This is a genomic window from Runella aurantiaca (genome assembly GCF_003339505.1).
Classification (GTDB): Bacteria; Bacteroidota; Bacteroidia; order Cytophagales; family Spirosomataceae; genus Runella; species Runella aurantiaca.
The window spans coordinates 25,355-46,614 of the sequence record NZ_QPIW01000037.1; the positions used below are offsets into that span (position 1 = coordinate 25,355).

At 39.7% G+C, this 21,260-nt stretch carries 16 protein-coding genes; 5 read left to right on the forward strand and 11 right to left on the reverse strand.

What is annotated here, in order from left to right:
- The first annotated feature begins 2 nt into the window (after positions 1 to 2).
- The gene (locus tag DVG78_RS27305) at positions 3 to 1,025 is read left to right on the forward strand and encodes an LLM class flavin-dependent oxidoreductase (RefSeq protein WP_114464181.1); all 1,023 of its coding nucleotides are present in this window, start codon (positions 3 to 5) and stop codon (positions 1,023 to 1,025) included.
- 85 nt (positions 1,026 to 1,110) lie between these two features.
- Here the strand turns inward: DVG78_RS27305 and DVG78_RS27310 are convergent, their stop codons facing one another.
- Positions 1,111 to 2,079, reverse strand: a complete 969-nt coding sequence (locus DVG78_RS27310; protein ID WP_114464183.1) for a site-specific integrase — start codon at positions 2,077 to 2,079, stop codon at positions 1,111 to 1,113.
- A gap of 177 nt (positions 2,080 to 2,256) precedes the next feature.
- Positions 2,257 to 2,727, reverse strand: a complete 471-nt coding sequence (locus DVG78_RS27315; RefSeq protein WP_114464184.1) for a YopX family protein — start codon at positions 2,725 to 2,727, stop codon at positions 2,257 to 2,259.
- Positions 2,728 to 2,912: 185 nt separating this feature from the next.
- Here DVG78_RS27315 and DVG78_RS27320 point away from each other — a divergent pair, with 185 nt between their 5' ends.
- Positions 2,913 to 3,800, forward strand: coding sequence for an XRE family transcriptional regulator (locus tag DVG78_RS27320; protein ID WP_114464185.1), 888 nt, complete (start codon positions 2,913 to 2,915; stop codon positions 3,798 to 3,800).
- Positions 3,801 to 3,876: 76 nt separating this feature from the next.
- On the opposite strand, the gene DVG78_RS27325 is transcribed toward DVG78_RS27320, so the two are convergent.
- From DVG78_RS27325 to DVG78_RS27335, 3 genes are all read right to left on the reverse strand, one after another.
- Positions 3,877 to 4,851, reverse strand: a complete 975-nt coding sequence (locus DVG78_RS27325; RefSeq protein ID WP_114464187.1) for a YitT family protein — start codon at positions 4,849 to 4,851, stop codon at positions 3,877 to 3,879.
- An 80-nt stretch (positions 4,852 to 4,931) separates the two neighbouring features.
- Entirely contained in the window at positions 4,932 to 5,423 is a 492-nt protein-coding gene (locus DVG78_RS27330; RefSeq protein WP_114464188.1) for a hypothetical protein, read from the reverse strand.
- Between the two features lie 108 nt (positions 5,424 to 5,531).
- Positions 5,532 to 5,909: a hypothetical protein gene (locus DVG78_RS27335; protein ID WP_147277188.1), complete on the reverse strand. Its 378-nt coding sequence runs from the start codon at positions 5,907 to 5,909 to the stop codon at positions 5,532 to 5,534.
- Positions 5,910 to 6,135: 226 nt separating this feature from the next.
- On the opposite strand from DVG78_RS27335, the gene DVG78_RS27340 reads away from it, so the two are divergent.
- Complete coding sequence (locus DVG78_RS27340; protein ID WP_114464191.1) at positions 6,136 to 8,115, forward strand: CocE/NonD family hydrolase; 1,980 nt, start codon at positions 6,136 to 6,138, stop codon at positions 8,113 to 8,115.
- A gap of 92 nt (positions 8,116 to 8,207) precedes the next feature.
- Here the strand turns inward: DVG78_RS27340 and DVG78_RS27345 are convergent, their stop codons facing one another.
- From DVG78_RS27345 to DVG78_RS27365, 5 genes are all read right to left on the reverse strand, one after another.
- Positions 8,208 to 9,071 carry a 3-keto-disaccharide hydrolase gene (locus DVG78_RS27345; RefSeq protein WP_114464193.1) on the reverse strand — a complete coding sequence of 288 codons (864 nt, stop codon included), beginning with the start codon at positions 9,069 to 9,071 and terminating at the stop codon, positions 8,208 to 8,210.
- Positions 9,072 to 9,095: 24 nt separating this feature from the next.
- Positions 9,096 to 11,738 carry a DUF7133 domain-containing protein gene (locus DVG78_RS27350; RefSeq protein WP_114464195.1) on the reverse strand — a complete coding sequence of 881 codons (2,643 nt, stop codon included), beginning with the start codon at positions 11,736 to 11,738 and terminating at the stop codon, positions 9,096 to 9,098.
- A gap of 500 nt (positions 11,739 to 12,238) precedes the next feature.
- Positions 12,239 to 13,081, reverse strand: a complete 843-nt coding sequence (locus tag DVG78_RS27355) for a ParB N-terminal domain-containing protein (RefSeq protein WP_114464197.1) — start codon at positions 13,079 to 13,081, stop codon at positions 12,239 to 12,241.
- Positions 13,082 to 13,095: 14 nt separating this feature from the next.
- Entirely contained in the window at positions 13,096 to 14,040 is a 945-nt protein-coding gene (locus DVG78_RS27360; RefSeq protein WP_114464199.1) for a ParA family protein, read from the reverse strand.
- 186 nt (positions 14,041 to 14,226) lie between these two features.
- A complete protein-coding gene (locus DVG78_RS27365; protein ID WP_114464201.1) occupies positions 14,227 to 15,411 on the reverse strand; it encodes a replication initiation protein in 1,185 nt (394 codons plus the stop codon).
- Between the two features lie 1,695 nt (positions 15,412 to 17,106).
- Between DVG78_RS27365 and DVG78_RS27370 the strand changes: the two genes are divergently transcribed.
- The gene (locus tag DVG78_RS27370) at positions 17,107 to 17,631 is read left to right on the forward strand and encodes a hypothetical protein (RefSeq protein ID WP_114464203.1); all 525 of its coding nucleotides are present in this window, start codon (positions 17,107 to 17,109) and stop codon (positions 17,629 to 17,631) included.
- Positions 17,632 to 17,654: 23 nt separating this feature from the next.
- Positions 17,655 to 19,343, forward strand: a complete 1,689-nt coding sequence (locus tag DVG78_RS27375) for a toprim domain-containing protein (protein WP_114464204.1) — start codon at positions 17,655 to 17,657, stop codon at positions 19,341 to 19,343.
- Positions 19,344 to 19,357: 14 nt separating this feature from the next.
- Here DVG78_RS27375 and DVG78_RS27380 read toward each other — a convergent pair whose 3' ends face one another.
- Positions 19,358 to 21,259, reverse strand: a complete 1,902-nt coding sequence (locus DVG78_RS27380; protein WP_114464205.1) for a tetratricopeptide repeat protein — start codon at positions 21,257 to 21,259, stop codon at positions 19,358 to 19,360.
- Between the last annotated feature and the right edge of the window lies 1 nt (position 21,260).

The window sequence follows — 21,260 nt, forward strand, 5'->3', positions numbered from 1 at the left end:
ATATGGAAATTGGAATTGACAGTTTTGCCTCGGTAACCATCAACTCGGCGGGTGCAGAAAATACAAGTACGGAGGCAATGGCCCGATTATTGGATCGAATCGAACAGGCAGATCAGGCAGGTCTTGATGTCTTTGGCATTGGAGAACACCACCGCAAGGAGTTTCTTGACTCGGCACCTGCGCTGATTTTGGCGGCAGCAGCAGCCCGCACCAAACAAATCCGCTTGACGAGTGCGGTTACGGTGCTCAGCGCCGCTGACCCTGTGCGGGTTTTCCAAAACTTTGCAACCCTTGATTTGATTTCTCAAGGGCGGGCTGAAATGGTCGTAGGAAGAGGTTCATTTACCGAAGCCTTTCCCCTATTTGGACTGAATCTTCAGGACTACGACGCGCTTTTCTCGGAAAAACTAGAACTGTTGCTTAACATCCGTGACAATGAGACGGTTACATGGTCAGGCAACTTCCGCCCGGCACTCAAAAACCAACCCATTTACCCAAGACCCCAACAAGACCCATTCCCCATTTGGTTGGGCGTAGGCGGCACACCTCAGTCGTTTGTACGGGCGGGGGTGCTCGGTTTGCCGCTGATGGTGGCCGTGATTGGGGGCGAAACGCACCGTTTCCGACCCTTAATTGATTTGTACCGTGAAGCTGGAAGAAGGGCGGGCCACGCTCCAGATAAACTAAAAGTTGGCTTACATTCTATAGGATACGTCGCAAATACAACCGAAGAAGCCATTGACGATTTTTATCCGGGTTACGCCGAAACTTTTACCCGAATTGGTAAAGAACGGGGTTGGCCTCCCGTGAGAAGAGAACATTTTGACGCCCAAAGAGGCCCGCAAGGGGCGTTGCTCATTGGCAATCCAGAAGAAGTAGCCGAAAAAATTCTGCGTCACAGTGAAGCACTTGGTGGTATTTCCCGATTAACTTTCCAGATGGACAATGCAGGATTATCACATTTAAAGCTGATGAAATCCATCGAATTGATTGGAACGCGGGTTGCAACGAGGGTAAATCAGTAGAAATATACGCCTAAAACCTGCCTGAGAATTGTTCAAATCAAGACTAAGTACTTTGAATCTGAAAATAAACAATTCTCAGGCGGCTTTAAAGACCTAATTTTGTGGCGGCATTGTGTTTTTTGATGTCCTCAATTCGGGTGTATCGCTGAATCATCAAACTCGTTTTATGCTTACTTTGTCGCATAATTTCAGAATCGTCGGCACCGTTGATTTTTGCAATGGTGATAAATGAAGCCCGCAAGGAGTGCGCTGAATATTTTTCACCTAAGTACTTTTTAACCGTAGTGTAGACCGTCATGTCATTGAGTCGGTCGGTCGTAAGTCGGTCGCCTTTACGTACTCTTACAAACAGTGGGCCAGTGGTGCGCTCCAGCCGCATGATCCAGTTCTTTAAATTCCTAATGGGACATAAACTTGCTTCCGGGCTATAAAAAAAGGCTTTTTCTTCTGCTTCCCCGTATTGATTGGTTTTACTTTTGGTCAAGGTTATGATTGCTCCATCTTCGTTAAATTCAACATTTTCGATGTCTAAATCCACCAATTCTGAACGTCGGTAGGCTCCCGCAAAGCCCAATAAAATCAGGCTTTTATCACGCATACCAGCGTGGGTTTCGGTCTCCATTGTTCGTAAAACTTTCTTTAATTCATTCATTTGAAAAGCTGGAGCCTGTTTTTGGCGAACGCCTTTGGTTCTTTTAATGCCCTCCATCACCGCCTGAAAAGCCCGGTCATTGGTGGGTAGGTCTACATTATTCAACTCGTGCAACTTCCGGATGGCCGCTATTTTACGATTGATGCTCGCCCACTTGTGCGTATCGGCCAAATGTGAAACGTACGCTGACAACGTCGCCGCGGTGGCGGGGAATTCTGTTTGTCCGTTTTCATTACACCATTCCTTAAAATAATGTACATCCGATTTATACGCCCGTTGGGTGTTGGCTGACCCTTCCAAGCCTTTGCGGATATAATCAGCGACTTTTCCAACAAGCGCTTTGGGAAGTTGGACATTAGTTGAAGTTGCTGGAACGTTTTGAGAGGCGGCGTTTTCTGACATCGGTTCAAAAAAGGAATGAAAAACAAAAGTAATTATTACCTATGATAATTAAACCTTATCGTAAGTAATAATTTATTTTATAGAAAAAAGCATACAAATGAGTACAATTTATTTATCCCATAAAGCCGCTTAATGATGGGAGAAAAAAAACGAAAAGCTGTACGGGCGTAAAGGCAACTATCCTGCCATGCGTCGGGCATTATTGAAGGAATTGTTTATTTGAACCCGAAAGGGTTTTATGAATTCAGGATTCTCTAAAATATTACCGAGTATCTCAATTTCTTTTTCATGTGAACTTCTAACTGGGCCTTCTAAATGAAGTTTATTGTCTTTGACTGTATAAAAATGATAGGCTTTAGAAAACTCATTCCAAAGTATGACGCAAGGTTGGCCGTTGTAGCTGACAATATCAGCTTCGAAGAGATTTTCACCGTTTTTGTCACTAAAGCCAATAAATTGTAGTTCGATAAACCGCTTTATTTTTGGATTAGATTGAAAAGCAGATCCATCTGGTAAGATAAGTTTCAAGCCTTCGTCAATGTGAAGTTGCACAGGCAAACCATCGAGGGTAAGCTTGACGGGTGAGAGATGCATCTTTTTCCCATCCCATACCTTAAATACATTTCGTTTGTTGGGTCGCCAATCCATCGTATTGTTGTTTTAATTTTTGAACTTAAAGCACTTCGGACGACTGTACCCAAAACCGTATAGCTAAAGATTTGAGCTTGTGCATCGATTGATTGTTTTGATACTTATTGTTGCAAATATATGATACAATAAGTATCATATACAAGTTTTCGCCTTGCTTTTTTAGGGATATTTTTTATATACCTATGGAACGCCTATTATTTGGGGATTCATCCAACCATTTGTACATTTGTCACGTAACAAATTGTATCATGTACGTATCGTCAAACTTGGTTTTCCTCAGGAACAAAGAACAAAAAAGTCAGCATGACATCGCCGATGCTGTACAAATCGGACGGGGAAGCTATTCACAATACGAACGCGGCCGTTCTATGCCACCGATGGAGGTTCTCCTGCGTCTGGCTGATATTTTTAAGGTAAGTCTGGAGACGTTGGTAAGAAAAAATTTGGCAACCATGAATGCCAGCCAACTGGATGAAATCTTTAATGCTCACCTCAAAAATGCCAAGGGCCTCAACTTACGCATTCTGCCCATATCAGTGGGCAACGATAACCTTGATAACGTAGAATTGGTGCCGAAAAAAGCCAAAGCAGGTTACATTGGCGGAGGGCATGAAGACGCCGATTTTATTTCCGAGTTAGTACAGTTTAGGTTACCAATGCTCCCCACAAATCGGAAGTTTCGGATGTTTCAGATAGAAGGAGATTCTATGTATCCTATCCCTGATGGCTCGTATGTACTTGGCTCTCATGTTCATAACTGGTTTAGTGTACGTGAAAACAATGCTTATATCATCATCACCAAAGAAGATATTGTTTTCAAAATTATAACAGCTAAACCCTCCGCCCAAACCGCCGAGCCGTACCTGACCCTTACCTCCCTAAATAAGCTTTATGCTCCCTACAATTTAAAATTGGAAGAGGTATTGGAGATTTGGGAATTCAGTCTTTATATGAGTTCTGAACTTCCCGAGCCCGAACAAGAAGCACCCTTTGGAGAAATACTGAATGAAATTCAGGGGCTAAAAAGAGAGTTTATTTCCCTGAAGTTAGGGTTGAATGGCAAGAAATAACGCTTTTTCACTCAAGGGGAGTAGCCTCAACTACTCCCCGCGCTACAAAACGGTGTCTTTAATCAACAAACTTTTATCAGTGCTTCAATGAACGCTTTTTAATCATCCCACCTTTGGTGTCTTTTACACTGCTCATAACAACGAATGAATTGGGATCAATGGTTTGAATCTCGGTGTTCAATTTATTAAGCTCCAAACGCGTAATGACTGTGTAAATAATATCAAATTCACCCGTTTCGCCGCTTTTTCCGTAGCCGCGTTTTCCTTTATAAACGGTCACTCCTCGGCCCATTTCGTTGATAATCATTTGCCGTATCTCTTCGTTGTGAACCGAAATAATGGTAACGCCCGTGTATTCATCAATACCCTCAATGACAAAATCTAGCGTTTTGGAAGCGGCCAAATACGTAATCATTGAATAAAGGGCGGTTTCGATGGAAAGAAAGTAGGCTGCTGCCGAAAAAATGACAATGTTAATCATGATGATAATGTCACCGATGGTGGTGCCAAACTTGCGGCTTAGAAAAATAGCCAATACTTCTGTCCCATCAATCACGGCTCCTCCCCTCACGGATAAACCAATTCCAGCTCCCAGAAAAAAACCACCAAATACGGCCACCAACAAGTTATCGTTGGTTATTTCCGGAAAATGAACGGTTGCCACACAAACCGCTAAGCCCGCAATAGCGAGGGCAGTTTTGATTGCAAATTGTTTGCCGATGACGATGTAACCGAGGAAAACAAACGGTAAATTTATAAGTACCAATAAAACAGCGAGAGGAATACCCGTCAGCTTTGTAATAAGAAGTGATATACCAGTGGCACCTCCGTCGATGAAACTATTGGGAATCAAAAAACTTTCTAACCCAAAAGCCGCCGACGCAATGCCGAGGCAAACCAAGATAAAGTCTTTGAAATACCTGACAATATTAATCTTGAGTTCGCGGAAGCCTTTGGCCAGTACGAAGTCGGAATATTTCTGTTGGTTACCTAGCGATTTCTTATTGCGAAGAATCGTTTGGGTGATTACTTTGGTCAAAAACGAATTCATATTTTTTATATCTTGAAATGGAAGGGGGTGAATTTTATCCCAAACAGAGCCGTTAAGTTACCCTGTTTGGGAGGTGAAATTTATCGCAGAGGGGTTACTACTGAAATTTTGTCATTGACAATCTTACCCCATTTTTCTACCATTTGCAGCTCTCCAGATAACGTCAAACTATCGTAGGCAGCATTATAAAATTCCAAAATAACCTCTGATTTTTGTTTATTATGGTAAGTAAATGCTAGCTCAAGTCTTTCAATTTCACCCGAATTACTGGCTGTTTTTCGTGAGATAATGACCCGACACTTTTGAATTTCAGAAAGATTTATTTGTCGTAAAAACGCTTGGTCATTTACGGTTCTTGTAAAGAAAACTATGCTATTTTGGTCATCAATTCCAATGCTAGAATGATGCCATGAATCGAATCTGCTGATTGTAAAATTGCTATTTTCGGCAAATCCGAAAAGCTTTTGGCGTAGTTTTTCGCCTTTTTTACGATTATTTATGCTTATTAAAACAAACGGAATGATACAAATAAGTATGACAATCATACCTACGATTGAAGCTCCTAAATCCATTTTTTAGTTTTTTAAATTTTTAAAATACACAATCGTTACAGAGACGGCAGTCAATGCCATTTCTGCAAAAAATAATTTTTACGAAGTCACGAAAGGATAAAAACTTAATTACCAGAAGTAATGGAAAGGAAAAATGATGTCGGTCCGCTCTAAACGAACCAATAGGTTGAGGGAATAGAAACTGTACTGTGAAAAGGTCGTTTCAAATAACTGCTCAGCGGTTTTGTACCACGCCAAAAACCTGTTTAGAAAGTTTTCGGGACGAGGAGGCGAAGGGGATTGCAAAGGCGCAACCGATATTTCGGCGTGCGCAGTGAGGCAAAACAGTTCTGGTAATTGTACCGAACTACTGTGTTTACTTTGAGAATCAGCAAGTTGTGAATCCGCGGAATGGTTGACAAAAACATTCCCACTGTATAAACTTAATACAAAGCTATACAGGGTTAAAATGCCTAAGAAACCAATGAGTTTTGCCGCTTTTTTCACCAAATGAAGGTTATAATTGATACGTGTATTTCTGCAAGTTACAAAAAATAGCAAATTTTAACTACCGTTTGAGAAGAAAACACAATTGAAAAACAAAATAAAAAACTGCTTTTTAAAAAAATACCTTTAAAATAAATAGGATTAAGTCCCTTTATTAGCTGAAAATAGGCATTCAGGCCGTATATTGCGATAATTATAGGTTATTCTATTTTGTCCTCACTTCATTATGAAAAAACTAAGATTTACGTCCCCTCCTCCCCCATTATTTAGTAAACCCTCACCGCGTCGGTTGACCTCACACGCACAAAATGGCTTCACGTTGATTTTGTTTTTTCTCCTTTTGTACGCCACCAGTTCGTTGGCTCAACTCACAAAAGCCAAGGAGGATTCTATCTACGTGCGTCAGCATTATACAAAACTAGAGCAAATGGTGCCCATGCGCGACGGGGTCAAACTGTTTACCTCTATTTATGTTCCCAAGAATGTTTCGACGGGGGCAAAATACCCCATTATGCTTTGCCGTACACCTTACAGTTCGGCACCGTATGGCGACACGCTGTACAAAACATCATTGGGGCCTTCCATGCATTTCGCCCGCGATGGATATATTTTTGTTTATCAAGATGTTAGAGGAAAATACATGTCAGAAGGTGATTTTGAAGCCTATCGTCCGTTTATTCCAAACAAGAAAAACAAAACCGACAATGACGAAAGCTCCGACGCCTTTGATACGATTGATTGGTTAGTCAAAAATGTGGCAGGAAACAACGGTCGGGTGGGCACTTGGGGCATCTCTGCGCCGGGTTATTATACCACCATGACCAACATCGAAGCGCATCCCGCCTTGAAGGCTTCTTCGCCACAAGCTCCCGTCACGGATTGGTTTATGGGCGATGACCGCCACCACAATGGGGCTTTTTTTCTGATGGGAACGTTTTCTTTTATTTCTTCTTACGGCGCGCCAAGACCGACGCCCAGCCCCAAGGGTAAGCCCGGATTTTCGGCCTACGGCACTCCCGATGGCTACGAGTTTTATAAAAATCTTGGGCCGCTTAAAAACGTAAATGAGAAGATTTTTAAGGGAGAAAACCGCATCTGGAATCAGTTGATGGAGCATGAAGTGTACGATGAATTCTGGCAATCACGTACGCCAGTTCCGCACCTGAAAAACATCAAACCCGCTGTGATGGTGGTGGGCGGTTGGTTTGACCAAGAAGATTTGTATGGCCCGTTAAAAGCGTACGCAGGTATTGAACGCAACCAACCAAAATCGCCCAATCTGTTGGTCATGGGTCCGTGGATTCACGGCGGATGGGCACGGGGTACGGGAGAATCGTTGGGCCACATTCGTTTTGGCTCTCGAACAAGCGATTTTTACCAAACAAACATTGAATTGCCCTTTTTTAATCATTACCTGAAAGACAAGCCAAACCCAGAACTGCCCAAAGCTTATATTTTTGAAACGGGCTCCAACGAATGGAAAAAATATGACCAATGGCCTCCCAAAAATACCGTAGAGAAGAAACTCTACCTACACCCTGACGGTCGTCTTTCTTTTTCGCCCACCATCACAGCGATGCAGTTGAATGCCCCACCCGCATTCAATGAGTACCTAAGCGACCCCGACAAGCCCGTTCCTTACACCGCCGAAATCAGAAATATCAGAGGAAGCGATTTCATGTACGAAGACCAGCGATTTGCGGCCCAACGCCCCGATGTGCTGGTGTATGAATCGGAAGTTTTGACGGAGGATGTGGCGATTTCGGGCAATGTTTTTGCCAATTTGTTTGTTTCTACCACGGGCACTGACGCCGATTTTGTGGTAAAATTGATTGACGTATATCCGGGCAATGCGCCCAACGATAGCCCCGAAAATCCACGCAAAGCAATGGGCGGTTTTCAATTATTGGTGCGGGGAGAAGTAATGCGGGCTAAATTCAGAAAGAGTTTTACGGTACCAGAAGCGATAGTCCCCAATAAAATTGAACAGGTAGCCTTCGACATGCAAGACGCCGCCCACCGCTTCAAAAAGGGTCACAAAATTATGATTCAGGTCCAAAGCAGTTGGTTTCCATTGGTTGACCGTAATCCGCAAAAGTTTGTAAATATTTACAAAGCAGAAGCGAGTGATTTTCAGAAAGCCTTTCACCGCGTGTATTGCTCAGGCAATAGTTCTTCTTATGTCAGCGTCAGGGTGTTGGAGTAATTCTTTCTTTCATTGCTTTGTAATAAAAAAAGGGGTTTGTTGAAGCAATTAAATACTTCAACAAACCCCTTTTAAATGAATGACTTAAGCGACTATTTTCTTCTCCTTCTTTTGTATTCGCAGGTCGAGTTATCGGACTTTACAAAATAGGATTTGTAATTTTTGGCCTTCGGGTCCATACATCCTTTCAGCTCCAACAGCTCCACTTTACGAAATTCAACGGGATGACTTTCACTTTGCAGCGAGATTGACCCGTGTTCCAACAATTTACCGTTGACTAAAAGCGCAGGGTCGTGTCCGCTTACGTTACCGCCCCCGATTTGGGGTTTGTTGTATTCCAACACTTTTTCGCCATTGGCAAAATGCTGAATGAGCGAATCCCCCAATACCAGTACTTCGGCCCGTACCCATTGATCTCCATTGTAGGTCTGTGAAGTAGAATTAATGCAATGTTGCGTGATTAATTTGCCGTCAATAACAACGTTTGTACCCGGCGTACATAAGTTGCAGGTAGTACGTTTTTTGTCATTTCCTCCCAATAACTGTACTTCGATGGAGGCGGGAAAATCTTGCTTTAAGCCCATGGTTTCGGCGGGCTGTCCATGAACCATGATGCCACTATTGCGCCAGGCCCAGCCTTCCCCTTTGGGAGCCTGCTCGCCCACAAAACGGTATTCGACGGCAACTCGATAATACGAAAAATCACCTTTGTAGAATATGTGGCCGTATTGTTGTTTGAAATCATCATAGGCGTCGTACCTCACAACCATGCTTCCATTCTCGACCCGAAAGGTGTTTCCAAAATTTTCATTCAGGGCGTATCCCCTGATTTTAACATCCCAACCGTCGAGGTTTTTACCGTTAAACAATTGTTTCCATTCTTCTTTATCGGCTTTTTTTTGCCCAAAAGCCACGACTCCAAGTAGAATCAAAAGGCCCGTTAATGATGCTTTCATCGGTATATTTTTAGGTAAGTTAGACTATTTTTGTTGCGCAAGGAAAGTCAGCAATGAGGCAAATTCCTCGTAAGAAAGTGCATTGACCAACCCTGAAGGCATCATCGAAGTCTCCATTTCTTTACGACTGACAATGTCAGATGTTTTTAGGGTTGTAACCTGCCCCGTAATATCTCTCAATACTACTTTGGTGGCCGATTCTTCCGTAATGAATCCCATGTAGCTTTTATTGCGCTTTGCGGTGATGAGAACCGTAGAAAATCCTTGCGAAATTGAGGCATTGGGCTTTAAGATAGATTCTGCAATCTGTTCACGATTCATGATGGAGCCAATTTGCCCCATAAAAGGACCTTTCATCACTTCACCTTTTGAAAGGCTGTGACAGGCAATACAGCCCTGCTGGGTAAAAATCGTTTTCCCTAATGCCGCATCTCCCTGAAATTTGGCCATAGCCAACATAACATCCTCAATCGACGCTTCTCCTACCTGTCCTTTTTTATTCCTGATTTTTTCCAAATCGACCTTTACTTCTTCCTTCACGGCTACTGGTTCTTCTTTCCCAAACTCAGGGATTTCCATGCGATGACGGCTATTTAGGTCAATGTAAAACTGCTTATCCGCCGATTTTTGCCACTCTGCCACCAAGAAATCCTTGATTGCTGCCGATGACTCCCACGTAATTGCCTTATAATAAGGCCCGTGGGTATCGGGGCGCGTGCTCCACCACCATGAACCATCGTATTCGGCTTCTTTTTTATAAATCCGTGAAAGAGTCGTAAGGATTTGCTTTTTTAGCGATTCATCATTTGTACGCTGGTACGCAGCCATCAACCCATTTGCGGCTTTAGAATCGTGCATATAACGCAACGCCCAAAGGGCAATCGTTGAATTGGCCGTTCCAATGGCTTTTACGCAGGCATCCACGGCATTTAGGCTTACTAGTGACCGTACCGCGATGTGGGCTGGAATAATGGCCGAATTTGGCGTAGCGTGGGGGCCTTCCGTACCAATGGCTGGGGCGGCAAACGTGGAAGGAACGGCCACTTGCAACAGCGCATCCGCGACCTCTGTACGACCGAAACGGCCCAGTCCAACGGTAGCCGCCACTCGAACCCTGGGAGAAGAATCCTTTAATCCATTGAGGAATGGTTCTGTTGGCACTGGCGCCAGATTTCCCTTTCGGTCGGCCAATGCGCGTAAAGCAAATTCTTTTAAATCGGCATCTTCTGTCAGCATGAGCAAATTCGCCACACCCTCAACTCCAGTGGCTTGAGCGTAGGTAAAAAGGGCCGCTACCCTTGCCGCAAGTGGTTTATTCTTGTCAGTCGTTAATTTCCAAACCGCCTTACTGTATTTTTTTGTCGGACGCGTAAGTAATTCCTGCTGAGCCGCCAACCGCGCCACGGCACTACCCGAAGCTAAGTAGGAAGTTAACTTACTGACCGATGCTTTTTTAAGGTCAGCAAAAGGCTTGTAAACCCAGTTTTTTGGGACAGCCCGCACCACAAACCCTTTTTTGGGATTGCCCGAATAACCTGCACCATCCCAAGCCGAAAGGTAGGCCCGCCCAGAAGCGTCGATGTCAATATCGGTGATTTGGGCCAATTTAATAAATGGCTCCTCTTTCTGAGTAAAGCTGGCACCATCTGGCGTAACGCGGTGAATATAAAGCTGGCTACGCCCCCAATCGGCCATCATGGGTACGTTGTTGTATTTTGCGGGCCAAGTTGCATCATCCATAAACAGCGCTCCCGTTCCCGAGCCGCCGCCCAAGTCAATCAGTGCGGGGATAATTTCATCCGTAAAATGTTTGAACAACACGGGATAACCGTATTCGCCAGATTGAATTTGGTTGCTGAAACGAATGTTCCAACCACCGCCATCGTTGGTATTGCCCCGGGCAAAAATATTCATGTACGGGTCAATGGCTACGTCATAAATATTTCTCATGCCGTGGGTATACACTTCCATTTCGGTCCCATCAGGACGAACACGGACAATTCCACCGCCCAACATGGTCATTTTTTTTCCTGAACGGTCAGTCGCGTTGTGGAAACCAAAATCCCCAACGGCGATATATATCCATCCATCAATCCCCATACGGATTCCGTTGGTGGAGTGGTCGGTTCCGCGACTTTGTAGAAACTTAGGCGAGCTGATGTGCTCGATTAGGGGAGACGAAGGGCCGTCGGCCACCCCATCATTGTTTTTATCTTCAAAAAAGACCAAATCCATCCCCGATGCAATTCCTGTTTCTTTAGAAAATACGGTATGAAGAACATAAACCCGGTCGCCAATCGGTAGGATTCCGCGTGGATTGTCAACCATAGCGTAAGTGGTATGTTGATCCACTTTGCCATCATTGTTGGTATCAACCAATCTAACAATGCTTCCGTTGCCGGGCTTTTTGCCAAGTGACCCAATTTTGTCAACTCCCACATACACCTCCCCTGAAGGAGCGACAGCAATGCATGCTGGACTAGGCGTAATATCTGCGCTGCTGAAATTGGAAATATTCAGTTCTTCGGGCCAACCTGAGGCATTCCGCAAGGAATCTTTTTGGTTTGTAGTAGTGTAATTTTTCGGCGTTTCTTTCTTCCAAGGTTGAGTACCGTTTAAAAAGAGGAAAAGCAACGAAGCAATCAGTGTGTAGGAGACTTTTAGCATATTAGATAGAAATTTATGGTCATTGAGTAAAGTTGGGTTTTAACGGATTATAATGCAGCGACGAAGGCTTTTGGTTATTTATTTGGCTACTTCAACGCTTATTTTAAAGTAAAAGAAGATTTGGTCGTTCATAACTCATGCAAAACTACTAATTCAACAGAATCATTTATACCTATTTTTTCGATTTGAAAGAGAACCAATTAAAATGCATAGAAACTTTAAGTGAAGCCGTAAGCAAGCGAAGCTACTAACGTTTTAGTCATAAGTGCAAGTTTTGCACTTATGACTAAAACGTTGTATATTAGATATTTACAAATAATAATTTTGTTTTTTTTCGTTCATACTTTTCAGAAAAAAAACAATTTTAAAGCCTTTCATTTTTTTACAAGAACAACCGAATATTTCTAAGTTTTTGTAGCCAATACCTCTACATTAAAGAGATAAAAAATCCATAAGTGCAAGTTTTGCACTTATGGGTAGAACTCCTGATTATTAGCAAATTACAAATATTTTTTCAATTCTTTTACCTTTTGCACGAGCAGTGCATAGTCTGATTTTGAAACCATATTCGTCGCAATTCGGGCCACTTCCTTTTTGCGTTGTGCCAGCTCTTCCAGAAATGGAGATGATTCAGTTTTTGAGGGCTCAGAAAGTGCATCAAAGGATTGAAAAGCTCCTTCAGCAACATCTTCCCGTTTGCCTAGTTCCTGTATTGTCGTTTTGTTCAAAGCGGCGTTGCCAGCCAATACTTGTTGACGTAGCTCAGGCGAAAACTTAGAAATACCCTTGGCAAAATTTCCGTCGTTTTTAATTGTACGCTGACTTACTTTGAATTCATCGGCTAGCTGCTTCGATATGTCTATACCACCTTCTTCGCGGTCGTATTTTCCCTTGCGACCTTTTTCTCGATTGTATCTCAACCCTCTGAAAAAAGATAATTGCTCGGGACTTAAATTTCGACGTCCTAGTTGGAAATCAATCATGTAATCCTTGACTTTCTCAAGGTCATCAAATTTTAGGAGTACAATCTTAAAATCAATCGTGTATTTTTCGCAAATCGTGTATCGATTGTGCCCGTCGATAAGCACATAAGCCACTTCGTCAGTATCATCCATACCTGCTGCTTTTCGAGTTGTTTCCCATACTGCCAGTGGGTCTTTGCATCCCTGGCTCAAGATATTTGCTTCCAGTATGGACAATTCATCGGTCGTCAGCGGGGTAATAAATTGACGAAGTTCTTCTAGAATGATAAGTTGCTTTTTTATTTTTTCCACTTCAGAAAATGCCGAACCAGGCAATTGAGCGGTTGCTTTTTTGATACCTGACATAAAATCTTTTGCCATATCTCGAAGAAAATTTATGCTGTTGCCAGTTCTTGAGCCAGCGCCAAGTACTGATTAGCAGAATTGGATTTGGGAGAATATTCAAACAGGTCTTGTTTGGCTACCTGCGATTGTTTGATGACCGTAGAGGTTTCAATCAGGGTGTCAAAAATGGCAAAATGACCATAAACCTGACGAATATGATCAATCATGGTACGATGAACGCTCTGATTTTTGTGAACCATTGTAAAAAAAATCCCCCTCACTCGTAACGAATAATTCAAATGTTCTCTAATTTCAAAAATCCGATTGAACAGATTCTCAACCCCGTGATAGGCCGAAGCTTCGGGCTGAATCGGAATGAGACATTCGTGCGAAGCAACCAACGCACAGGTAGTCAGCACATTAAGGGCGGGCGGGCAGTCAATCAGAATAAAATCGTATTCGGAGAGGATAGGAGCAAGTTTGTTGGATAATCGCTTTTCACTGCCGATTGAATTTACCAGTTCTAACTCCCGATATGCCATTTGAATATCAGAGGGTGATAAATGCAGTTTGGACTCAATTTCGATGATTGGAAGTTCAAGCTTATCCAACAAAGAATCAATTATCTGCGTTTCGGGTTGATGGATTCCAAAACATTGTGACAAATTTCCCTGCGAATCCATATCCAGCATCAGCACACGGTTCCCGAGCAAACTCAGCGCTTTGCCAAGGTTAATGGTGGAGGTTGTTTTTCCGACTCCGCCTTTGTGATTGACGATAGATATTACTTTCGCTTTGCTGAACTGCTCTTCCGAAAAACCGTAGTTTCTCAAAACTGGACCCAATTTTGCCAAGTGGTTCTCGTTCAGATTTATCAGTCCCCCCTGCGCTTTATAAAGGGTTTTTGAAGGCAATCCCGCCTCTTTTTCTATTTGAGAATGATTCAGTGCAGGTTTTGATCTAAGAAAACGAAACACAATATCCTGTGTCAACATCAGCAATTAGGGGTTAGAGTAGTGGTCCAAAATTAGATATAATTTTATCAATATTTCTTTTTTTAGATATAAAATTATCTAAAAAACCACTATATTACTCAAAGACCAATCGATTGGAGAAAAGTGTTAGGGGCTATTGAAGATTCGACTTACAGCCTGCTGTTTTGAAGCGTATTTTTAGGGCCCTTACTTGATTATCTTTAACTCAAATGCCTCATCCAGTTCAAAATACAGCAAAAAACCCCTGCTTTTGGCGTCCAGCTCCGTTACCTCAATGTGTGACCGTATTGCCGAAAGGGAGCGAAGCGATTCAGCATGGTAAGGAAACATCCGGAAAAACTCTTTCATCATCCATTCCACATCCGTAACCATGTTGAACTGATTGACCAACGATGTCCCCTGAAATTTCACAATCAATTCACTGTAATGGGTCTTGTTGGCTGGATTGGCCAGCAGGCGGTCATAAAATTCGTCGGCATGTTTGCGCAGACGGGCTTTATAGTCGGTCGAAAGCTGTTCGATGTATTTATCAATATCGGCAAAAACCTCCCCATTATTTACCTCCGTTTTCTTGTCTTCCAGCGCTTTAAGGTTTTTTTTCTCCCATACCCAAAAACGTATGCCGGTCACACGCGGTTTTTTTGATTCTAAATTATTACCCAGAAGTTCGTACTTGACAAACAAATCTGTTTTGTCATTAATCTCCTGAATAGCAGGGTCTATGACGTGTTTTTTAAGTGAAGAAAAACGTGAATAAACCGCTTTGTTAAAACCTAGTTTTTCTTTAAATGACTTTAAATCAACCTCTATCGGACGTCCATAATTTTTCCAACTGCTAAAAAAAGGGAATAATTTAATAGACCGCGTAGTTTGAAGTGCAAAGACATTCTTCTTAAAAAAACTAAAGTTTTCAGTCTCACGTACCTGCAAAATCTGTTTTGCCAAATCGTGTGAAATATAGAGATCAATCTTGCCCGAATCGTGTTTATGAACACTCTGTGAAATAATCGGAACAATGATGGTTTCTCGCCCTTCAACCCATTCAACAAGTGTTGTTTGCAACATTTTGATAGAATCAATCAAATAGGAGTAGCCTGACGTGTTAGTAGTTTGAATACTTTTTAAAAAATCTTTGATTTCGAGGGTCAGGACAATGTTTGAGTTCCGGCTTAAGTTTTCGAGGTCAGAGGGTTTGAGTCGCGAAGCTATTTCATAAAATAACTTGGGGGTATATACTTCATTTATTTCTGCTTTTTTACTTTTAGATAACTGACGTATAAAAGTTGGCGTTGCTATTGGGTTGTTAAGAATCACCACTTCAGAATTATTTTGTAAGTCCTGAATGTATTCTAAATTGTTTTTTTTTGCCATGGCAAGACCGTTTATCCAGTTATTGAGCAAACTTATAAATAATGTAAATAAACTCAAAATTCATTTACATTATTTATGGATAATAGACTGATTATCAATAATTTAAATTGGCCAACGAGCACTAAAACGTCACTTTATCCACAATAATGTAAAAAACCCAAAGTGAGTATACATTTTTTAGTGACTTAAAAGGCAGTTTTACATGAATGAATATACATTTTATTGAAAGTTATCCACATAATTTTTAACATAAAATGCTATAAATCAATAATATATATAGTTATCCACACATGAATGAATATACATTTTATTCATTCTGTGATTATACATGAATGAATATACATTTATACATGACTCAGTATACATTTATACATGAATGAATATACATTTATACATGAATGAATATACATTTATACATGAATGAATATACATTACTATGTTTGTAATCAACTGAATATAAGCCAATTAGCCCCTATTTTTGAGCTGCTAAAAAACTATATTAAAAAACTCTTTAAAAAAGTATTAAAAAACTCTTTAAAAAAAAATTTTTAAATTTTTATTTTTTTAACCATCGGGGAAAAAAAATCAGTAAACTAAATAGATAGGTTAACTTCTTTAAAAAGAGGGTAAGAAATGGGTTTTGAATTAATAAACAAAATGATTTATTGCGAAACATGAATGAATATACATTATGCAAATCTTTAAAACAGAAGTAATTTTGATTTGCTCTAGCAAACACCCACGGGAGACCAACGGATGCGATTTAAGCGCCTTTTTGGGTTCGCTGAACTCTTTTATTGCAAAACACGATACTGAATTAATTTTAATTGAAAAGTTGAACAGAAGGGGTTTATGGGGGTTCTAGTGGAACGTTAGGCATTAATCCAACTCAAACCTCCTCAATCTGCATAAAATTAAGAAATACGAAAACAAAAGATGGAAAGGGTGTAACAAAGAAGTGTTAATCAGACGATGACTATCTAACGTAACTAAAAAAGTTGAATGCAAGAATTTAGACAAAGTAGTACAAAAGGCTTTTTAACCCGAATGATTGAGAAGCTGCTAGTAGATAAAAAAGATTGCAAAATCAGGACTTAACAAATACTAACATCCCAATCTGGAACTGTTTTTTTGACTAAACTATACTGATAAATCTATATTTTACTATCTTTGAATATTAATTATTAGTTATAAATGAATAAAATATACTATTTATTTTGGGCTGATATGTATATTTATCCATGTATAGAAAACATGACACAGATGTTACAATATTTGAAACTGTTAAGGCTGCAATATGCTATCAATTAAACACTAAATAGTACACATACTTGATATATTAACTAGTTATAGAACCCCAAAAAAGAAATTAAATTATTGATTTATGATGATAAGACTAAAAAGCATAAAGTTATGTCATTAAATTGATTTTTAAAAAATTCGTAATTCAAAATTGAATAAATCACTTAGGCGTAATTTATTTTTCGCTTTTTTTATTTTTCTAATAAAATTCAAGAAATAAAAATCAATGGGTCAATCGAAAAAACAACCACTCTATGATGAGAAAGAGCTTAGATAAATATTATAATTTTAGTTGAATACTTTTGAAATTTATCTTTAATTATAGAAATATAAGTTCTACGTTTTCTGAAAATATGAATAAATTATGAATCTAATCACTTCAAGTATAAAAACATGAAATCCAGAGGTAGGCCAAAATTAGAAAGCGATGAAAAAGGGAACTATAACCCAATTTTAGTTGGTGAGAAAGTTTTAAAAACCCTGCAAATAACTTCCGAAATAAATGAAGACCCAGCGGTGTTAAGGGCAAAATTATCGGAGATTAAAAAGCATATAGAAGCTTGTGAATATTATTGGAAATTGGTGTTTACCTACTCTTTTTTTGTTTACAAGAATCGCAAGATGACAGACGCAATTTTTGAACGTACCGATACCGCCACTATTGATGCAATAAAGAAAATGAATCTCAAAAATTTAGCAGAAATTGTGGGGATAGAATACCATAATTTTAAAAATATGTACTCAGGACGTGGGAATGCGAAGAATTTACTTCATTATCAGGCTTTTTTGTACGAAAACGGAGTTAACTTTATTTCATTGCAATTCACTGAAACCCTCGTAAACAAAGCTTACACCTATTATCAACTTTTACTGACAAATAAATACACTAGCGAGGAATTAAAAGATATATTTTTTTAATTCCTCGCCTTAAAAAAACACTCATGCATCGTGATTTAGACCAACTAAGGAAGGAAGTAGATTTAGAGCTGGTGTTACTACACTACGGGTATCAATTGAATACAAAAAAATCAAATAAACGGAATATTTGGCGATTGTATGAAATAGTACAAAATAAAGATAAGCATCGACTTGTGTTGACGATTAACCAACAAGGCTTAAAATTTTTTATTGACTTGAACGACCCAAAATTTAGTGGGGATATTTTCAAGTTCATGGAACGCATGGAGCAGGGGAATTATCATAACATATTTAGAATACTTGATTTAATCAAGTCAAAAATTGAGTTTAATCAAAATAAAAAATCATTTGAACCAGCAAGCCGCCAATTGTATAGTTTATTAGATGATAATTCACAACGAGAAAAGAAATTATATGCCAAATACTCCATTTTATCACTAGAAAATACCGATTATTTAGAAGGAAGGGGAATAGCAAAAAAGGTACTGTTTGCGAAAGAGTTTAATGGATGTATTAAAAATATAACCCTTTTTTATAACAAAATAAAGCATATAAATACAGCTTTTTTGATGTTTGCGAGTGATGGAAAAATGGTCTCAATTGATATAAGAAATACGAACTTTAAGGCTTTTCCTGAAGGGGAAAGGGGAGAAGCACTTTGGATTTCTAACCCTTTTTTTATGGTAAATTCGCCAGTAATAATAGGAGAAAAAGAAGAAATACAACAGGGTATCATCGGCACTATTGGTAGGTCAGTTACCGAAAATAGGGTTTTTTCATTTGGTAAATTAGGTGAGGAAAAACAAGTATATCTACTTAATAATGAGGTTAAAAACAAATTTCAGGAGCTAACTTTTCACCGCATTTTGATTTCTGAATCTGCAATAGACGCTCTTTCACTAAAGCAATTGTCGCCTGAGCAACCCGATGAACGCCGTCTTTACGTGGCTACCTGTGGACAACCTAGCAATAAACAAATAAAATTTTTACAAGAAATAATAAATAAAAATCCGCAAGCACAACTTGTAATGGCCCAAGATAACGACCCAGCTGGTTTGCGTTTTGCGATTAATTATTTGGCCTTGATGCATCCTTATGAAAATCCTGAAATGAAAATTACACCCTCTGTAACGTTTGTTTCTGCTATCAGTGAATCAAAAGGTAATGTATTTGATAAACATATATTTACCATTGGGATAAACCGTCTTAGTTTAGAAATCCGATACCCTTTATCATTAGGAGTTAGGAAGGCCCAGGAAGAAAATGAAGGTTTCGTACAAACATTAAGTTTGTTGGTAAGTGAACACGGTATAAATCCAATCCATGGTCTGAGTTATGAGGATGAAGAAAATCCTTCTAAAATAGGGATAGAATCAATATTTGACGAAAATTTGAAGCACATGATTACCCGTGCAACCATTGCGGTTCCAAATCTGACAAATGTATTGACACTAATCCTTGAATTAATCACGACTGAAATCGAAAAACGTCAGGGGCAAAGATTATTTCATATTCTTTGCCCAACACCACCCGCGAAAGATTTCAATGACGTATTGCAATTGCAGAAAGGGGAGGAGTTGCCTTTAGCTCATCCCCTAAAATTGCCCGAATCTCCCGTTATTAGACCATACTATCAAATTCAAACAATAAACTCAAAACAGCATCTGGACATCCAAGGGTTTGGACAAGTGAAAAACATAATTGATTTTTGATTAATCAACCAAATTTATTGAATTCCAAACACCGTTCGATTCCCCAATACTTTTTCAAATTGCAGAAAAGTTGAATATCCTTCCGTTGTTTCGATGATTTTGGAGTCTCCTTTGAGTTTTTTACTTAAAATCTTTACCAGATTCAGCCCAAAAGCGGTTCCGTTATTTAATTCTGGGGCTTTGGCGGAGCCAATACCATTGTCTTTTACTTGAAGGCAGAGTTTACCATTTTCTTCACAAAACGAAAGTTCTATCTCACCTGTTCGCCCCTCTGGAAAAGCATATTTTAGGGAATTTGTTAATAATTCATTAACAATCAGGCCAATAATCATGGCAGTGTCTACGTCTAAATAAATTGGATCCAGCTTATAATTAATCCTCACCTGCTCTTTGTTAATCAAACCAAATGAATCTAACAAAGAAATACCCAGGTTTTTGAGATAATCGTTCATGTCAACCGTCCCTGGATTGACTCCCATGTATAATTTTTGGTGAATAAGCCCCATCGCTTCTACTCTGTTTTCACTTTCTCGTATGGCTTCCAAAGCCGCTTTATCTTTTATATATCTACTTTGAAGATGCAATAAACTGGAAAGAACTTGAAGGTTATTTTTCACTCTGTGATGAATTTCTCTTATCAGATACTCTTTTTCTTTGTTGCGCTGGCGCAAAGTACGAATGAGCCTGAAAAGCATCAGACCACCAATAACCATAAGGCCAAGAAATGATGATAATGTCCAAAGTTTTATTCGGTCCTCCGATAATTGTTTATTCTGTATGGCAATTTGAGTCTCCTTTTGCTCGGATTCGTATTGGTTTTTTAAACTCGAAAATTGAGCGCTATTCTGATTACGAAGTAGACTGTCACCGATATAGGATGCTTTTTTTTGAAAGTAGAAGGCAGAATCGTATTGGTTGAGCTGGCCATAGGCTTCAGCCAGAAGTTTAAAATTATTAACGGCATTTTGGGAGTGAAAAGGTTTTTTTAGCAGTTTTTCATTTTCAAGTAAATAAGGCAAGGCTTGCCGATATTTTCCGATCAAATGGTAAACATGGCCAATATTGCCAGTAACCGATGAAGTGAGCCAATTGATTCCGCTACGCTGGGCTATTTGAAGACTTTCGTTGTAATCCGCTAGGGCGGATGAATATTGTCGCTTTTTTTTATAAACATTGGCTCTACTGTTTAGTGAGAGAGCAATATCTATGTCGTAGTTGAAGAGGCGCCTGATTTTTAGGCTTTCGTTATGAAATACTAACGCTTTTTGAAAGTTACCAAACTGTAGCCATGCATCCCCGAGCAGTTGGGCAGATGTGGAGAGGTCTCTTAAAATATTTGATTGTTTTTGTTCATAGTATGCTTTTTGTGCATAATTGATTGCTTCTTCAAATTTATTCTGAGAAAAAAAAACGGAAGCTAAATCCGAATTGGCCTTCGCAATTCCAATGGGGTCATTGAGTTTTTGATAAATTGTAAGCGCCCGAAAACCGTAAAGTAGTGCTTTTTCAAAATTGCCCAGATATGTGTATACCCAGCAGATTTTACCAAAAATTCTGGCTTCCCATTTTAAATTATTTTGCTTCTGAAATGCGTATAAAGCCCGATTGTAGTAATAAAGAGCAGAATCGGGTTGGCTTAAGTTTGCCCCTGCATTTCCTAGATTAAACTCAATTTTTGGAAGCCACTCTTGGTGATTATTTGCTTTAGCAATATGGTAAGATAAATGAAAAATTCTTTTTGCCCTTCTGATATCGGTGTTGTTTACAGATTCAGCTAAAGTATATAATTTTCTGATTTTAAGGAGATTATTGTCTAATAACAAAATATTTTTCTCAGAACTATCAGGGAGAGAATTTTGTGAAAAAACCGAAAGACTAAACAAAAAAAACAGTGTTTTGAGTAAAGTTTTTTTCATT

Coding starts and splice junctions, on each gene's coding strand:
- DVG78_RS27305 (WP_114464181.1), top strand. CDS start 3: ATGGAAATTGGAATTGACAGTTTTGCCTCGGTAACCATCAACTCGGCG.
- DVG78_RS27310 (WP_114464183.1), bottom strand. CDS start 2,079: ATGTCAGAAAACGCCGCCTCTCAAAACGTTCCAGCAACTTCAACTAAT.
- DVG78_RS27315 (WP_114464184.1), bottom strand. CDS start 2,727: ATGGATTGGCGACCCAACAAACGAAATGTATTTAAGGTATGGGATGGG.
- DVG78_RS27320 (WP_114464185.1), top strand. CDS start 2,913: ATGGAACGCCTATTATTTGGGGATTCATCCAACCATTTGTACATTTGT.
- DVG78_RS27325 (WP_114464187.1), bottom strand. CDS start 4,851: ATGAATTCGTTTTTGACCAAAGTAATCACCCAAACGATTCTTCGCAAT.
- DVG78_RS27330 (WP_114464188.1), bottom strand. CDS start 5,423: ATGGATTTAGGAGCTTCAATCGTAGGTATGATTGTCATACTTATTTGT.
- DVG78_RS27340 (WP_114464191.1), top strand. CDS start 6,136: ATGAAAAAACTAAGATTTACGTCCCCTCCTCCCCCATTATTTAGTAAA.
- DVG78_RS27345 (WP_114464193.1), bottom strand. CDS start 9,071: ATGAAAGCATCATTAACGGGCCTTTTGATTCTACTTGGAGTCGTGGCT.
- DVG78_RS27350 (WP_114464195.1), bottom strand. CDS start 11,738: ATGCTAAAAGTCTCCTACACACTGATTGCTTCGTTGCTTTTCCTCTTT.
- DVG78_RS27355 (WP_114464197.1), bottom strand. CDS start 13,081: ATGGCAAAAGATTTTATGTCAGGTATCAAAAAAGCAACCGCTCAATTG.
- DVG78_RS27360 (WP_114464199.1), bottom strand. CDS start 14,040: ATGTTGACACAGGATATTGTGTTTCGTTTTCTTAGATCAAAACCTGCA.
- DVG78_RS27365 (WP_114464201.1), bottom strand. CDS start 15,411: ATGGCAAAAAAAAACAATTTAGAATACATTCAGGACTTACAAAATAAT.
- DVG78_RS27370 (WP_114464203.1), top strand. CDS start 17,107: ATGAAATCCAGAGGTAGGCCAAAATTAGAAAGCGATGAAAAAGGGAAC.
- DVG78_RS27375 (WP_114464204.1), top strand. CDS start 17,655: ATGCATCGTGATTTAGACCAACTAAGGAAGGAAGTAGATTTAGAGCTG.
- DVG78_RS27380 (WP_114464205.1), bottom strand. CDS start 21,259: ATGAAAAAAACTTTACTCAAAACACTGTTTTTTTTGTTTAGTCTTTCG.